Annotated in this window: 15 protein-coding genes and 2 pseudogenes; 3 read left to right on the top strand and 14 right to left on the bottom strand. The window is 37.5% G+C overall.

Features of this window, described 5'->3' with window-relative positions; translation table 11 throughout:
• Positions 1-74: 74 nt before the first annotated feature.
• The 14 genes and pseudogenes from IO90_RS09685 to IO90_RS09740 all read right to left on the bottom strand — a co-directional run bounded on the left by IO90_RS09685 (position 75) and on the right by IO90_RS09740 (position 13848).
• Positions 75-3233: an Ig-like domain-containing protein gene (locus tag IO90_RS09685; protein ID WP_034965974.1), complete on the bottom strand. Its 3159-nt coding sequence runs from the start codon at positions 3231-3233 to the stop codon at positions 75-77.
• A gap of 168 nt (positions 3234-3401) precedes the next feature.
• Positions 3402-4814 carry a tetratricopeptide repeat protein gene (locus IO90_RS18365; protein ID WP_051878492.1) on the bottom strand — a complete coding sequence of 471 codons (1413 nt, stop codon included), beginning with the start codon at positions 4812-4814 and terminating at the stop codon, positions 3402-3404.
• Between the two features lie 65 nt (positions 4815-4879).
• Entirely contained in the window at positions 4880-5002 is a 123-nt protein-coding gene (locus IO90_RS19145; protein WP_262483376.1) for a hypothetical protein, read from the bottom strand.
• Between the two features lie 118 nt (positions 5003-5120).
• Entirely contained in the window at positions 5121-5837 is a 717-nt protein-coding gene (locus IO90_RS09695) for a T9SS type A sorting domain-containing protein (protein WP_228374675.1), read from the bottom strand.
• Positions 5838-5866: 29 nt separating this feature from the next.
• Positions 5867-6394 carry an ankyrin repeat domain-containing protein gene (locus tag IO90_RS09700; RefSeq protein ID WP_034965979.1) on the bottom strand — a complete coding sequence of 176 codons (528 nt, stop codon included), beginning with the start codon at positions 6392-6394 and terminating at the stop codon, positions 5867-5869.
• Entirely contained in the window at positions 6391-6936 is a 546-nt protein-coding gene (locus IO90_RS09705; protein ID WP_034965981.1) for a YceI family protein, read from the bottom strand. Before IO90_RS09705 ends, IO90_RS09700 begins: the two co-directional genes overlap by 4 nt.
• 7 nt (positions 6937-6943) lie before the next feature.
• The gene (locus IO90_RS09710; RefSeq protein ID WP_051878794.1) at positions 6944-7267 is read right to left on the bottom strand and encodes a hypothetical protein; all 324 of its coding nucleotides are present in this window, start codon (positions 7265-7267) and stop codon (positions 6944-6946) included.
• 20 nt (positions 7268-7287) lie between these two features.
• The gene (locus tag IO90_RS09715) at positions 7288-8130 is read right to left on the bottom strand and encodes a DUF5777 family beta-barrel protein (protein ID WP_034965986.1); all 843 of its coding nucleotides are present in this window, start codon (positions 8128-8130) and stop codon (positions 7288-7290) included.
• Positions 8131-8251: 121 nt separating this feature from the next.
• Entirely contained in the window at positions 8252-8887 is a 636-nt protein-coding gene (locus IO90_RS09720; protein ID WP_034965988.1) for a Crp/Fnr family transcriptional regulator, read from the bottom strand.
• A 377-nt stretch (positions 8888-9264) separates the two neighbouring features.
• Positions 9265-10182: a helix-turn-helix domain-containing protein gene (locus tag IO90_RS09725; RefSeq protein ID WP_051878494.1), complete on the bottom strand. Its 918-nt coding sequence runs from the start codon at positions 10180-10182 to the stop codon at positions 9265-9267.
• 445 nt (positions 10183-10627) lie between these two features.
• Positions 10628-11323 carry a TolC family protein gene (locus IO90_RS09730; protein WP_165570269.1) on the bottom strand — a complete coding sequence of 232 codons (696 nt, stop codon included), beginning with the start codon at positions 11321-11323 and terminating at the stop codon, positions 10628-10630.
• A gap of 721 nt (positions 11324-12044) precedes the next feature.
• Positions 12045-12413, bottom strand: a pseudogene (locus IO90_RS09735) (DNA polymerase III subunit alpha); the annotation flags it as partial.
• A 39-nt stretch (positions 12414-12452) separates the two neighbouring features.
• The gene (locus IO90_RS19230) at positions 12453-12692 is read right to left on the bottom strand and encodes a PHP domain-containing protein (RefSeq protein ID WP_076768777.1); all 240 of its coding nucleotides are present in this window, start codon (positions 12690-12692) and stop codon (positions 12453-12455) included.
• A gap of 11 nt (positions 12693-12703) precedes the next feature.
• Positions 12704-13848: pseudogene (locus tag IO90_RS09740) on the bottom strand (DNA polymerase IV).
• 61 nt (positions 13849-13909) lie between these two features.
• Between IO90_RS09740 and IO90_RS09745 the strand changes: the two are divergent.
• From IO90_RS09745 to IO90_RS09755, 3 genes are all read left to right on the top strand, one after another.
• A complete protein-coding gene (locus IO90_RS09745; RefSeq protein ID WP_034965993.1) occupies positions 13910-14686 on the top strand; it encodes a helix-turn-helix domain-containing protein in 777 nt (258 codons plus the stop codon).
• A gap of 31 nt (positions 14687-14717) precedes the next feature.
• Positions 14718-15329, top strand: a complete 612-nt coding sequence (locus IO90_RS09750; RefSeq protein WP_034965994.1) for an alpha-ketoglutarate-dependent dioxygenase AlkB family protein — start codon at positions 14718-14720, stop codon at positions 15327-15329.
• Positions 15330-15411: 82 nt separating this feature from the next.
• Positions 15412-15642 (top strand): hypothetical protein, encoded by a 231-nt coding sequence (locus IO90_RS09755; RefSeq protein ID WP_051878497.1) that lies wholly within the window; start codon positions 15412-15414, stop codon positions 15640-15642.
• The last annotated feature ends 172 nt before the right edge of the window (positions 15643-15814 follow it).

Genomic DNA, 15814 nt, shown 5'->3' on the forward strand with positions numbered 1-15814 from the left:
TTTTTTAAAGAAAAAGCTGTCTAATTTTACTTAGACAGCTTTCCTATCTTCATTTCTACCTGAAATTGATATGATTATTTTTTGATCACTCGGAAAGATCTGGTTGTTCCATCTTCCAAAGAGGCTGTGAAAATGTAAACACCTGTAGGAAGTTTTTCCGTAGAAACATTGCCATTGGACACATTAGGTTTCAATTGTTTTACCTTCTGTCCAGCCATACCGAAGATCTCTATACTCTCAACTTTTTTAGTAGAATCAAAGTTCAAGACGTCTTTGACAGGATTTGGATAGAATTTGAAGTCTTTTCCAGTGATCTCACTTGTGGCAAGATCAGAAGCTGTACACGTACCTTTCAATTCATACACGAAATCACTTCCTGTTGGTGATGGATTCCAAGATCCATCCTCAAACAACATCATCGGTTCACCAATAACACCTGACGTAGAAGCTTCCCAGGCAACTGCATCTGATTCCATAGTCATCCAGTACTTACCAGCTTCCAGTGCAACTTCCTGATTCAATTTGACCTCATATTTGTGAGACCAATATAGTAATGGTAGCCATTGTGTACCCGTGGTGTCCTCTACAATTGAACTGCCAACTGCTAAAAGTTCTTCCCCAGGTTTTCCATTGTCATCCTTGTAGAACTTGAAGCTGAAAGAAGTGGCATAATTTACTGTAGTTGGAAGCACAGACTTGATAGTGAACTTAGTTCCTACAGGCACATCGATATCTACAGCAGCAACTCCGATCCAGCCTTCTTCCTTATCATTGGATGGTACTTCCTGACCACATGCATTAGGATCAGTCACAAAAACCGTAGCAGTTGCGTAGCTGCCATCGACTGGATTTGTTACACGGACCTTAGCGATGCCGGAAGCAAGTCCGGTAACGAGTCCATTGGAGTCAACCGAGATAAAAGTATTTCCTTCTATCAATGACCAATTTACGTTGGAAGTAATATTTCCATTTAATTTCGCTTCCAGCTGAACTGTTTGACCGATCAAGATCTGAGTGTTCTGCCCTTGGACTGCACCTACTGTCAATGGCATCGGCGTGCAATTTCCAACGATTGCAAAGGCGCCGTTGAATCCGCCATCGTTCGCGATAATCCAACCATTTCCGTCTAATCTGTCCTGGTAATAATCAGATCCTAATTCTTCATCTACGGTAGAGTCCCAGAATACTGAAGAACCATCTTGTCCTGTAGCTGAAGGACTTAACCAATAAGTACCTTCGTTAAAAGCAACTGGCTGAGAAAAATAAAGTTCAACCTCATAATGAGCTAGACCAGCGCCATATTCTTTCAGATATTTTTGAGTTGTAGGCACAACATTTAAGACAGATGCTATTTCCTTCCCTGGCTGACCATTGTTTCTGGTATCCAAAAACTTAATGTCAAATGACCCTAATGGTGAAGTTTCTGAGGATATTACATTCAGTCTGATTTTAGTTACTTCAAATTTTGTTCCTGCCGGTACGATGAAGTCGTCCGCACCCTTACGGACATTTTTTGTAATGGTCAATCCGCTACCAAAGAAATTGGTATTGACCGCTTGTCTGCACCCATTTTTGAAAACATCTACACGGATCTCGTCATATAAGGCACTCTTTGTATCAGTAGCACGAATGATCGCAAAACCTTCTGCTAGGCTTGTGACCTTGCCACTCGCATCGACACTTGCAATGTTGGCTCCCTGCGTAATACTCCAGTTGACGTACTGATCAGCTTCTATAGGTAGAGTTTTAGAAGTTAACTGCAAAGTTCCTCCAATGGAGTATATCTCTTTAGGGACCTCATTCAAGGTTGAAACTTTTACAGAAGCTGCCGCCACAGGACTATTCTGATTGGTGATGGTAACATCGATCTCATCAAAAACTGCAAAATTAAGCACAGATGTTGCCTTGATCTTTACGACAGCGTTTGAAGCAATTGCTGTAACCAGACCGGTCTGGCTTACGGTTGCGAATGTACTTCCTTCCTCAACACTCCAAACTACATCTTGGCTTGCGTTAGAAGGGTTGACAACAGAATTTAATTGTAATGTTCCTTTATCAACACTGATAGTGGCAGGAGTGTTGTTCTGCGTGCTAACTTCCAAAGAGGTTGGTGCAACAACAGCCAAGTTAAGTTTTTTTACACATAATTTCTGCAGAACAGAATCTACATATGCCAAGTAAAGATCACCATTGCTTGTCACAGCCAGTGAATTAAACAAGCCTTGTCCCTGCGAGGCATAGCCTGTTCCTACCTGACTCCATGTGTTAGTGGCATCATCATAGCCCATCACATAGTTTCTAAGTGTGTCTGCATTTTCCCAATTGCTTACTGCAACATATAATTTATTATTTGCCCCGATTGCTATACTTGCGTACTTTGTTCTTCCAGGTGAAAAATTTAGAGGACCTACCTGAGACCAGGTAGTGCCATTGAACTTCTTTACATTCAATTTGTTTCCTCCCGCAGTGCTTGAAGCATAAGCTACATATACATTGTTGTTGCTGTCTGTTGCAAGTGAAGAATAGTATTCGTCATTAGTTGGTGATGAGGCAAGGTCTGCCACACCACCTGCTGGTTGCCATGCATCGGTAGGAGATGCATTTTGATCGTTCACATAAACGTGAAGATAACCTGCAGTGTTAAAACTTACATATATTTTCCCGTCTGTTGTAGAGACCATATCAACAAAGGCAGGAAGTCCACCAGCAAAACCGGTATTTCCAACTTGTACCCAAGCACCGTTCACTAATTTTTTAACAGTTCCATTGGCCTCATTGTTAACAGCAAACAAAGTATTGTTTGCTGAAATAGTCGAAGAGTTGTAGTTAATGACCGCATTTGTCACATTTGGTAATGAGGTCCAGGCGTTATTTTGAAAGACCCTTGCCTGGTGTCCAACTTCCGGAGCCGCCGCCGCCTGATTCAGAAAATAAGGTACACCTTGATTGTTTACCGACAGTGAGTTGTATCCGGCAGTGGTAGTCGTCATCCCTTGATTTCCAACGTACGACCACGAAGTGCCATCGAATTTTTGTACAGATCCCTTCAGAGCTGCGGCATCGTAGTACCCTACGTACAAATTGTCCTGAAAGTCATTTACCATTGTAAGACGTCCGGCATTTCCGGCAGAGATGCCAGCCGAACTTCCGACTGACTCCCATACTTGCGCTCTTGCACTATTGAAAAGTAGTAAGCAGAGCAACGAAGAAAAAAATAATAATGATTTTTTCATAAAAAAGGTTGCATTATAAAATTGTGAATAGAATTGGCTTTATTGCCATCACAAATATAAATTATAGAGTTACAAATTATGTAATATGCAAGTCCTCTATTGCTTCCTTTACAAAAAAAACAAAGTACTCATTTGATACCTCATCTTGATAATCAGTAGTTTACATTTTCATTCAAAACCACTGAACCAGACATATATGTCAGTATTAGGTGGAATATTTAATTTTTTTCTGATGCGATATTTTTTGTTTTGAACTGTTTTTGTTTCAATATAGGTTGTTTTGGCAATTTCCTTGGTAGATAGATTCAGCTTGAGAAGTGCGCAAAATTCGATTTCTGATTTCTGTAAGTCAGGATTTATTTTGAGCAGCTTATCGGAAAATGCAGGAAAGACCTGCTCGAATGTGAACATAAACGAAGGATCACCACTGTTTGCCAAATCTACTAATGTGGCATATGATTCTTGTGGTGAGCGTCTTGTCTTGTTTCTTTGTTTTCTGACAAAATAAAAAGTTGCTGTGATGACGATAACAATAACGGCGAGCAAAATGTAAAGCCGGTAGTCAGATTTGTTTTTCTGAGCTTTCTGAGCTTTCTGATCCTCAACAATCACTTTTTTGAGAGAATTGTATTTGCTTTCCAACATTGAGATCTGAAGCTGTTTCAGCTTGTTTTCGAAAATAATTGCGCTGTCCTTTTTGCTGGTCTTTTTGTAAAGATCCACCAAAGAGGTATATACTAATTTTTTATTCAGATCAAGGCCTGTGTTTTCGCTTACTTCCAGTGCTTTATGGTAATATTTGATGGCTTTATTATCTTGAGAATCGTCTTTATATGCTTTTCCAAGCAGAAAGTAATTCATCATCATTACACCGTCATCCTTTTTATCCCTAGGCTTTAACTCTATAGATTTCAAAGCAAAATACCTAGCAGAATCTGAGTTGGAATCCCCATAGAGGCTTGCTATATTCGAGTAGTTGACATATTGAAAATGTTTTATTTCATCATCTTTGTTTAGTTCGTTATAACTTTTTATAACCTCATGTAATTTTTGAATGGCTTTTTTAGGTTCACCTTTATCAGAATAAATATTGGCGTAACTATTTAAAACGTTTGTTTTTGCCAAAAATATTTTTTTCTGTCCACTTTTATCATTTTTTAGAATTGCGTATGCTTTGTCTAACTTTGGAATGGCGCGATCATGAAATCCGTTTATCGAGTATGCCTCTGCCAAATAGATATTGGCCATTGCCTCAAAATAAACATCTTCTATTGATAATGCTCTGCTATTAAGTTCTTCAGCAAGCACGATGAGATCATCAATCTGATTTTTACTGTAATAGTATCTGCATTTTCTGTCGAGTAAAATTAGCTCGGCAGAATAATTTTTACTGTTCTTTGCTTTTTTCAGCAAAGGATCGATCTGATTGAATGCCTTATCTAAATTTTCATTGAAAAGTGTACCATTTTGTTTTACTTCGTCAGATAATGCATTATTTTGCTGACCATAGAGAGATAATGTAGTTCCAATGCAAAACAGGATAAGTAATATTTTGAAAAAAGATTTTGATGCCGCTATCATGCCTCAAATTTATTAAGAATAATTCACTATATGAAGAATGAAGAAAAATAATTGCAATGACACTTTTACGGTATTCGGAAATTAACTCTCTGTTGCGACAAGATCATAGTCGCATGATGTATCATCACATCACCAAAATCTTCTGTAGCCAAAAGCACAATGGAAATACCTTCAGTAAAAGTATGCATGCTTTTGCTTTAAATTTCTTCAAAAGTGAAAAAAATGATGGCCAAAATTAAATTTCGGCCACTCAAATAATTAAAGGATATTTTTAGAATCTGTCCATAAAATCGAAACAGCTAAAACTTAATTTTTTATCAACTTTTCTACTGACTGGGTTCTGTTGCTTAAATTAATTTCCAAGTAATAGATACCATTTTTTAATCCTGAAATGTTAATTCGATCTCCGTCTAATTTTATTGATCTTATTTTTCTCCCGGTAGATTCATAAATTTCAACAGATTCTATTAGAGCAGGATTTTTGAAAGTTACGATGTCTTTTGCCGGATTTGGGTAAAAGGCAATATTTTTGTCTTTTGCCGAAACGTCATCTGTTCCTAGGGAGGCTACCATATTCAAAGTAGAATATCCTCTGCTTCCTCCGTGATATCCCAAGGTTTGACCACCTGCGGTTCTGGCATAGAAGATACTGATCGCTCCTGCGGCATTTGCAATTGCAAAATCACCAGTTCCGCCGGTAAGCGTTCTAGTTGCTACAACTGTCCTAGTGCTGCCGGAAACAGTGTTTGAGGTCTGTGTCCAATCTTGTACTGCATCTGCAGTGGGTGCTGTAAATCCTGAAAAAGTATAATCCCTGTTGGAAGATGAGTTGTAAATGAAACCATCCGAGCCGCTGGCCATACCCATATTGCCAAATCCGATCCCAAGCATTGAATTACTGTCACCGATCAGGGTAATAGTTGCGGTGGTAGGACTTGTTTCTAATTTTACGGTCATTGATGCCGCAGATAAATTGACAGTTCCGGAACTGTATTGAGCTTTAACACCTATTGTAAGAGCCAAAACCGAGATTAGTAAAAGTTTGTTCATATTTAATTTTTTAAAAGATTAATAATTTCCTTGTTTTCTGTTTTTAAAGCATATTCGAATGGTGTTTTATCCATCGAATCTTTCTTTGTCTTATCTGCCTTGTATTTCAAAAGCAATTCTATCAGCTCTTTATTTCCTGATTTAACTGCCCAGTGAAGGGGTGTGGTTCCGGTGGTGTCTGCGATATTTGGGTTGGCATTTTTACTTAGTAAATGCTCTACAAGGCCTTTATTGTAGTGTATGGCCAGTCCTGCCAAGGCTGTGCCTTCATGACTGGTGTAATCCACGTCTTTGACATGGTCTATCAGAAAATCAGCGACCTCGGTATTTCCACGGTAGCATGCTAGGATCAACGGGGAAAATCCGTTTTCATTTTTTTGATCAATGATGTCGGGATCCAGCTTCATTAATTCCAGAAGTTCTCCCACGCTGCCATTCCTTGCTATATCATACACCGATTTACTTTTTGCCTGACCTGAAGTGGCAACAAAAACAAAAATGGACATTGCAAAAACTAATAATTTTCTCATTGTCTGGCCAGTGTATAATTGTATTCGACGTTTACATTCTCAGCTACTTTTTTCATAACCATTTTAGGAATGGTGACTTTAAAATCCGCAGATCGCGCTACAAAGCTCCCTCTGATGAGGATCTTCCCGTCTTTTGAAGAAATACTTGCTGTAGATGATACATTTTTGTCCACCCCATGAAAATTTAATACCCCTTGAATACTAAACTTTTGAGGGCTTTCGCTCAATTTTGTTTTGTCAAAGTTCAAGATCCTTCCCTTGAAAGTTGTTTTTGGATATTTTGTCGACTCCGCATAATTTTCATTGAAATGCTCTTCCATCAATTTTACCTTGAATCTGAAGTTTTTCACCACGGATACGGAAGCCATGTCACCAGTATCAGTATTGAGCACGACAATATTATTGTCATCCTGTGCAAAAACATCTTCAACCATAGGTAGAGAAGCTTCAATGGTCACTTTTCCCGTCTTAGAACTATATTTCTGTGCAAATACAAGATTGCCATACAGCAGCGAAATGCCAATTAAAAGTATATTTTTCATAATATTTTTAGTTTTCTATAAGCCCATCGGCTTTCCATTTAACAATGATATTGATCTGATTTTGGGGTAGTGAACCACCTTGAGGCATTCTTAATGGATCTCCGGCAGGCCTCTGGATCCTGTTTATGATATTGTCAATGTTCGCTCTGACCTGGCTGTAATTTGTCAGTGGTGCAGAACTCGAAGAAGAGTGACAGCTGATACAACTGTTCTCAATGATAGGTTTGATATCAGCTTCATATTTGACAATGCTAGTAATAGGGGTATTGTCAGAAATCTCTTCATAGGTAGTGCTGTCGCACGATGCAGCAGAAAAAAAGAGACCCGCCATGTAAATTGTTTTTTTCATTTTTAAAATACTCTATAAAGATTAAACCCAAAAAAGATCTGTCCTTTTTCCCACTTTCCGGTCGCATTGGTCAAATAGCCAATATCAGAGTTCAGCTGTGAGTTACTGAACAAAAGCTGAAAGACATGACCTCCTGTCTCAATATCGAGTCCCAGTGATAAGGGATTTTTGTAAAAACTATGATCGTCAAAATTCACAAAATACTCTGCATTAACCGATATCCTTTTGGAAATTTTGTATCTTCCACCCAATCCGGTCAAGAATTGATTGTTATTTTCTACTGAAGGCTCATAAAGATTTTTGTGCACGTAGGATGGCGTCAGCTGTAAAGAAAAATTATCGCTGAACCTTCTGGAGATCAATGCCTGTGTAAGGTAGGAAAGTCTGTCGCTAAATTTTAGATCTGGATAATTGTCTGTACTCAGGTCTGTATTTACGGCCAGCACATTGTATCCTACAAGATCCACAGGCATATTGTCGCTCTGTTTCAAAAGCCTGTACTTTGTTCCGGCTTCAAAAGTTTTCATATTGGTTTCTCTCGAAAGACTTAGGGAAATTTCGTCTGTCAGACCATAGATAACACCTAGTTTTGTAGAAGCATCGTCCAATCCGAAGAAATTTTTGAAGCCTGTGCTTATATCACCGAACCTGTGTGCGATCACAACGTACCACTCATTTTTGGCGGTAAGCTTGGTTGACTGCCCAGTAACGATTTGAAGTGCCTTAAAGGCTGGTGGCGCAGTTGTTGTGCTCGTAGAAATAGTGTCAATATCTTTCAATAGATCTTCTTGCGAATAAGCGAAAGTTGAAGAGATCATCAATAAGAATACTAAAATTTTTGTCATAGGTCTGCTTTTTACTTGAGGGCAAATCTACATTGACTTAAAAAAAATGATCGGTGATATTAGTCACTGATATTAGATTTATTAATTATTTACTGAATAGATAAAATCTATCTGTCAATATTTAGTTCTGTGACAAGATCGTTATCCATTGATTTGACTGGCTTATTAAACCTTCATTTTCAAATTTTTTCAGAATCCTGCTAACAACCTCTCGAGCAGTCCCGAGCGTATTTGCTATTTCCTTATGTGATATCTTAATGGCCTTGCCGTCATTTTCCCTTATTTTCTTATCGAGAAGATCTAGTATTCTTTTGTCCAATTTATAAAAGACAGCCTGGGTAACCATTTCCATAATTGCAGTGTAACGCCTGTCATATTCCTTTAAAAAGAATTGATTGAATAGAGGATACTCTATGATCCACCTCAAAACCTTGTCAACAGGCAATAGCAGTACGTCTGATGATTCTTCTGTACAAGCATATATTCTGCTTCTGGAATTCGTAAATATAGACGAGAAAGTCATTGTGCAGCTTTCGTACGGCTTAATGTAGTAGTATACCATTTCCCTTCCGTCAATTAGAGAGTAGACCTTTACAGAACCACTTAGAAGAATTGGGATATAGTCGATCTTTTCGCCTTCGATAATAACATCTTTTCTTGCGCCAACAGTTTTTTCTATGACGGAATCCTCCACTTCATTTAAAAAATCATCACCCAAATGTTCAAATATTTTTCTAATGTTTTCTCTAACTTTCATTTATTTAATTTTATACATTGTTACTACAGTAATAGTTCATAATTGCTCATTTTTTGCTCGATTCAGCATTTAGATCCCATAAATAAGTCGTTCATATACTATTGATGGTCAGGGAATGTATGCGTTGAAGGTTGTGGTTTTATTGAATCACTAGTTTTGAACTTCCATTTCCTCTGAGCGAGATAATTACTTGTCAGAAGTAGTTTGACTTTATTAACGTATATCCGCGAATTATCCGACTAATTCAAATTTGCCCCAGCGTTTACTTCACTACTGTTGAACAAAATTAGATAGACAAGTGTAAGGATGACTAACATTCATCAAACCGATCCTTATGAAAATCAAACTTTTTATTGGTGAGAATGAGTGAAAGATTCTTAATCTTTTTTTAGCTTCCGGTAGTCCGTGGGAGATACCTTATTCTGTTTTTTGAAAAAAGAATTGAAATGTGAAGGTTCCTCAAACCCAAGTGAATAAGCTATTTGAGCGATATTCCAATTGGTAACCTTGAGTAGTATCTTAGCTTCCTGGCCAATCCTAGCTGCTATGATTTCGCTAACAGTCCTGCCTTTTGACAGCTTGACCTGACGGTTTAGATAATTAGGGTGAAGCGATAAATGCTCTGCGAAATCTCCCGCAGTTTTTAACTTAATAATATCCTCTTGTGTATCAATAGGGAATTGAGATTCTAAAAGTCGTATAAATGAACATGTTATTTCCTCAGTGGTATTGTTAACCTTGATGTAAGAGTCTGTAGGATCCAGCTTCTGGGCATGAAAGATAAGCTCAAGCAAATAAGTGCGTTGTAAACTTTCTTGGTATTCTCCACCATTTAGCCTTTCGTCAAAAATTCTATTATAGATATCTATGAATTTTTCAGTCTGGGTATCAGTGATAGAATAAATATTCTGCCTTCCTGGCTTGTATATCGGTAATTCCAGCAACCTGTAGCCAGAATTATTTTTTGTAATAAACTCTTCTTTAAAAACACAGCTTAAACCGCAGTTAGTTCGATTGACAGCTTGAATACCAAAGGGAATTTTATTATTTGTAAATATCAAGTTACTGCCTGTCAGATTAACTTTTCTATCTTCAAATTCTAGAATATAATCTCCCAGTAATAAAGTAGCTGTGTAAAATGTCTTTCTTGAATAATTGAAAGAAAAAAAAATATTATCAACATTTATCCGACTCAAATCAAAAATTTCAAAATCACCGACTGTATGCTGGTTTTTTTCTGAATTATTAAGGTGGTTGAGCTCAAGAGAAATAGCTTTTTCTGATTGGTAATTCATAATACTAAATTAGATAGTTCGTTACCCATTCAGTTTATATTTGGAAATTAAGGTGTAAATTTAACATTTTTTTGTTTTAGTATTAAAAAAAGATAAAAAAAAATGACAGATTGAATCTTTATTGTACGATTACATTTCCTGCACATTTGAACTTTATCAGAAATCAACATTCTGACGTAATTGCCAGCAGTATTACAAACTTAGCTTCCACAAAAGTCATCTTTGCCGAGATGAAGTGAATATTAAATCCTATCAAGGTCAAAAAGCAAATATTATCATCACAGACCAACGGTCAAAACGTTCGCAAGAGTGATGAGAGTCATTTCTTGGAATTCTTTTGCCTCCCATTCTCTTTTTAGTAATCTAATGCAATTGTACTTTTCACCACCAAATGCACTAGAAGATGAATTTTCAGAAAAGTATTTTCAGAATTTCATACATCTTCCTATCTTCCGGTATCTTTCAGATATTTGGCAACTGCAATTTGGTAATTGATCTTTGATTCAATTAATTTTTCGCGGGTCTCACTTACCTGTGCTTGAGAATCCAGCAGATCGGACATTTGGGATAATCCGTTTTTGTAGCTTTGCTCATTTACCCTTCTGTTTTCGAGCGTTTGCACTAAAGTCTCTTCGTTGAGCTGAATACTTTTGTAGGCTTCATCAAGATCCCTCCAGGATTTTTCAATCTGAAGGTTTAATGATCCTACACCTTCTTTTAGTTCATTTTTAGCGATATCTTCTTTGGTGATCGATTGCTTGATCTTGTGTTTATCTTCCCACCAGTTTGAAATCGGAACCGATAGGCCTACAAATGCCATCCCATTAAATTGGCCATCCATGTTTTTGCTTAACTGGTCAAGATAAAATCCTGACAGTCCGACATTCACGGAAGGTCTGGCATCACCTCTTTTCAGTTCCGTCTGCAACTGAGAGGCTGTAATTGAGGTTTCCAGCAACTGATATTCATTCCTCTGCGTAACAGCCGATCCGGGTTCAATGTAATAGAAGCCGGGAGCATTTAAAACATTAGGCTCACCATTGATTTTGAGACTTTCATGGTATGGTATGCCTGTCGTTTGGCAAAGTTGTCTCGTTGCCAAAACCACGCCGTTTTCCAGCTGAAGTCTCTTGAGTTTCAATTCGCTCCTTTTCACCGTGTCACCTTTAGAAGATCATTTTTTATGGTAACACCATTTTTTACTGCAGTTGAGACTTCTTATTTCAGTAGGTATGGATAATCAGAGATTTACTGATATTTAAATAGTGTTGAAGGAATTACTCTAAAAGCCTTAGCGAAAGAACTTAAGGAATTGGAGCAGTATAAGCTCATTAAAAGAAGAATGACCGATTTTATCTATAAATCTGAGCCTGATGCCGATACATTAAACCCCCATTATCTATGCTTTAAATATTGGAGGAGTTAACCATAAAAAATTTATCTCTGAGGAGTAGATTATTATAATTTGTGAATTTGTATTATTACCACTTTAAAAAAATCTCAAAAAACGATCATTAAGCATTTGAAGTACATTTTTTTGCAACATATATCATGATATTATTAACAATTAAGTAAATACCAGTAATTACAGGTACGATATTAAATACAGTTACTTGTAGCGCAGTCAATTTTCTGAATAAATATCAAGCCAAATTTTAACATAATATAACTAAGTTTTAGAAAATTTAAAATTACATGGCTTAATTATTGCTTCCTTATGAAGCGATTCTCAAGTTTAATTTGAGTTTTCATGGTTATTAGTTTTTACCCAGCTTTTTGCTGGGTTTTCTTGTTTTTGATACGAAACAAATTTTATACATAGAAAAGTTTGTCAGGGCAACAATAATACTATACATTATTGGTCTTTTTCTCGGCAGCCTGATCTCATTCTCTTGTGGGTACGGTTTTCTGGAAGTCACACTCACATCGTCCCGAAGCCCTCTCTCGATTTCCAATGATTTTTCTTTGTCCATTGAATATCTCGAATCGGCAATAAGAGGCATCTTCGCCATTTTTGTAATGGTGACGGTCGGAAAATGATAATCAACTTCAACGGTTCCCAATAAAAGATAAATGCCACCTTCCTTAAAAGGAAACTTTCTCAGACTGTCAGGAAAGTGGGCTGTGTCAAAATATTGTCCTTCGGCATCGATCCAGGTCCCGAAATACATATCGTCTTTTTTACCGGGATGGTTTTTCTTTTTGATAGGCACATGCTTTCTTGAGATCAGAGCAGGGAATAGATCACAAAACTGTCATTCAACACAGGATTAGATCTGGGGATAGCGACAGATATAATACTGTTGATTTTCAACCCGAATATCCATACCTACGATCGGCTTGATCCCATTTTCCTGACAAAGTTTGTAGAACTGATAGATACCGGTCACGGTATTGATATAAGTAAGTGCCATAACCTTTAACTTATGGTCAACGGCCAACATTACCAGATCTTCGACAGAAATGGTCCCGTAACGCAGGCTGTGGTAGGTATGGCAATTGAGAAACATAGGTAGTTTATTTATTTTAGAAGGCCGGATGCCCTCCCCACACTGGAAGTTCCGAATCTGTTCTTGATCTTGTCCATTGTCTGATACAATGAAATAAGTTCTTCCGTATCTTCAAAAAGATCCATCTGATGAAGTCCATGAATCAATCCTGTGAACCGGATGCCGATCAGGTGGATACTCATTCTTTTGGTGTACAACTTATTGAAGAGCTCCAGGACATACCGAAGCAAGGTGTGGTCTGCAGAGGTATAGGGAATTCTGCACTGTTTGGTCTCTGTATCGAAATTTGAGTATCTGATCTTCACGGAAACGATTGAGGTCAGCCATTTTTTCTGCCTTAACTGGAAAGCAAGCTTTTCCACCATCCCCGAAATGATGCTCCTGACATTCTGAATATCGATCGTATCCTGTGCAAAGGTATCCTCTGTAGAGATTGACTTTCTTTCAGAGTAGGGTAGCACAGGTGTCTCATCTATGCCATGGGCTTTCTCCCAAAGTATACAGATCCATTCTTTCCGATCAGTTGTTGTAATACGTCGACCGGCATTTCAGAAAGGGTCTTGATGGTCTTGGCTCCCAGTCTTGAAAAAAAGTTGAATGTCTCAGGTCCTACCATCGGTATCTTTTTATAGATAGCGGATCTAAGAAATTTTGTATGTTGGCCTCTTTTACTTCAAACCGTCCGACAGGCTTTGATTCGCCGGTCCCGATCTTGGAGACCGTCTTATTATTGGACAAAGCACAACTTATCGGCAGGCCGCTATTTCGCTGAACAGCATCAGCAATTTCCCTCGTCCACTGATAACAACTGTAGAACCTTTCCATTCCTGATAGGTCGAGATAGAATTCATCGATGCTTGCCTTCTCCAAAACAGGTACTTTTTCCTGAATGACCTCGGTTACCAGATGTGACATATTGGAATAGTGTTCCATATCACCTTTGATCACATTAGCTTCCGGACATAATCTCATTGCCATTTTGATAGGCATTACGCTTCTAACGCCAAAGTATCTCGCCGCATAAGAGCAGGATGCTACCAAACAACGTTCTCCACCTCCTATGATCAAAGGCTTTTTCTCCAATTCGGAGTTTTGTCAGCCGTTCACAGGAGACAAAGAAAGTATCTAAGTCCATATGTGTAATTGCTCTTTCCATTTGACAAACTTAGTTACGTTTTGAAACAAATTTTGTATTTTTGTTGTCTAAAATTGTAACAATGTCAAAGTTCTCTGATAACATCGTGTTCCTGAGAGGTAAGAAAAATATGACTCAGCAAGAGCTGGCAGATCTGTTAATTCTTACCCGATCCAGATATGTCGCCTATGAATATGGAAGAACAGAACCTCCGATTGAAATTTTGCTTAGAATTTCAAAATTCTATAACATCGGCATCGACCTTTTGTTAACTGTAGATGTTAGAAAATTTTCAGTCGATGAGATTATGGAACTTCCCGATAATAGAATTGTTCTTCCTATTAGAGTTGATCAGGATGGAAACGATCAGATTGAGATTATTCCACAAAAAGCTTCTATGGGCTACTTAAACGGCTATGGAGATCCTGAATATATAGAAAGTCTGGAGACCATATCGTTACCATTCTTAAAAGGAGGTAAGTTCAGGGCATTTCCCGCTGACGGAGATTCAATGCCACCCTATAAGAATGGAACCTACATCGTAGGAAAATATGTCGAAAATCTTTCGGACCTGAAAACAGACAGAACTTATGTTTTCATCACAACGAATGACGGGATCAGTTACAAAAGGTTTCAGTTTCACGAAGCAGATGGCATTTGGGTTAAGGCTGACAATCAATTTTATGAGCCTTATAAAATTCCATTGCCTGAAATTAAAGAAATTTGGGAGTTTGCATGCAGTATTAATACAAAGGAATACGAACCTGATGAATTTTCAGAATATCATATTCAAAATTTTATAACTGAGATTAAAACTGATATAAAGCATATCAAAGAAAGAATTGGAAATAAGAATTAAATTTATTTTGAATAAAAATTAATTGAAGATTATGACTCAGTTAAGTTTGTTTGAAGCAATAGAATTTTATGAATTTCCAAAAGACCTTTTGGAATACAAGGAGAATTTCCTGAGTAGAGAAGAGGCGGATCAATTAAAAGATCATCTGCTTAAAACTGCTCCGTGGGAACAGCGTACTCAAAAAATGTATGATAAAATGGTTATAACGCCGAGGTTAACAGCTTGGTACGGTGATTCAAAATACAACGAGTCGGCAGATAATAATATTTCCGGTACCAACTCTTGGACTCCGGAGCTATTATCTTTAAAAGAAAGAATAGAAAAGAAATTCGGCTATCAGTTTAATGGTGTACTCCTTAATTTATATCGCGATAATAACGATTCTGTCGCATGGCACAGGGATAAGGAGAGCAGATATGGAACGCGTCCGGTGATTGCCTCCATCAGTTTAGGCGAAACAAGAAATTTTGATTTCAGAAAGAAAGATCACCATCAAAGCAAATACAGTCTACCACTTCCTAACGGTTCATTACTCATTATGAAAGGTGATCTACAGGAGAATTGGGAACACAGGATCGCAAAATCTATACATCCAATGAAACCTAGGATAAACCTTACATTTAGATTGCTTAAGGAGTTGTAATTTCATTTTGTATCAATTGAAGCAATTCCGGAGATCACATAATAAATATTAGCAGAAATCATTAAATTCAAAACGAAATCATATGTTTATTTCATATTACAATTTTAATAATCTATCCAAGGAATCTCAGATTGAGCTTGTAATTTCTGAAGGACAAATAATTGATGAGACGACCAAAAACAATTTAAGGTTTGCGATATATAAGCTATCCTCATTTTCTGTGGAGATCGTTTACGAAACCATTGACAATAAGATTGCCGGGATTACCGCCTTTCAGAACAATCAGATTGAAAATAGCGAGGCTGCAGATTAAGTTAGCCGTATTGTATTTACGCATTTACCCATTCCTCATGATCACATCTCTGACATCGATACCTTCCAGAATTAAGTTCTGCGGTTTCTCCGCAGTATGTACAGGCATAGATGTCTTTAATGTCGAAATGTTTTTTCTGGTAAGCCTTTGGAAGTGACTAGAACGAGGAATA

The sequence above is a fragment of the Chryseobacterium sp. FH1 genome (assembly GCF_000735135.1).
Lineage (GTDB): Bacteria > Bacteroidota > Bacteroidia > Flavobacteriales > Weeksellaceae > Epilithonimonas.

Bases quoted from the DNA above. Each gene is read 5' to 3' on its own strand.
- IO90_RS09685 (WP_034965974.1), bottom strand. From the start codon at position 3,233: ATGAAAAAATCATTATTATTTTTTTCTTCGTTGCTCTGCTTACTACTT.
- IO90_RS18365 (WP_051878492.1), bottom strand. From the start codon at position 4,814: ATGATAGCGGCATCAAAATCTTTTTTCAAAATATTACTTATCCTGTTT.
- IO90_RS19145 (WP_262483376.1), bottom strand. From the start codon at position 5,002: ATGCATACTTTTACTGAAGGTATTTCCATTGTGCTTTTGGCTACAGAA.
- IO90_RS09700 (WP_034965979.1), bottom strand. From the start codon at position 6,394: ATGAGAAAATTATTAGTTTTTGCAATGTCCATTTTTGTTTTTGTTGCC.
- IO90_RS09705 (WP_034965981.1), bottom strand. From the start codon at position 6,936: ATGAAAAATATACTTTTAATTGGCATTTCGCTGCTGTATGGCAATCTT.
- IO90_RS09710 (WP_051878794.1), bottom strand. From the start codon at position 7,267: ATGGCGGGTCTCTTTTTTTCTGCTGCATCGTGCGACAGCACTACCTAT.
- IO90_RS09715 (WP_034965986.1), bottom strand. From the start codon at position 8,130: ATGACAAAAATTTTAGTATTCTTATTGATGATCTCTTCAACTTTCGCT.
- IO90_RS09720 (WP_034965988.1), bottom strand. From the start codon at position 8,887: ATGAAAGTTAGAGAAAACATTAGAAAAATATTTGAACATTTGGGTGAT.
- IO90_RS09725 (WP_051878494.1), bottom strand. From the start codon at position 10,182: ATGAATTACCAATCAGAAAAAGCTATTTCTCTTGAGCTCAACCACCTT.
- IO90_RS19230 (WP_076768777.1), bottom strand. From the start codon at position 12,692: ATGTTTCTCAATTGCCATACCTACCACAGCCTGCGTTACGGGACCATT.
- IO90_RS09745 (WP_034965993.1), top strand. From the start codon at position 13,910: ATGTCAAAGTTCTCTGATAACATCGTGTTCCTGAGAGGTAAGAAAAAT.
- IO90_RS09750 (WP_034965994.1), top strand. From the start codon at position 14,718: ATGACTCAGTTAAGTTTGTTTGAAGCAATAGAATTTTATGAATTTCCA.
- IO90_RS09755 (WP_051878497.1), top strand. From the start codon at position 15,412: ATGTTTATTTCATATTACAATTTTAATAATCTATCCAAGGAATCTCAG.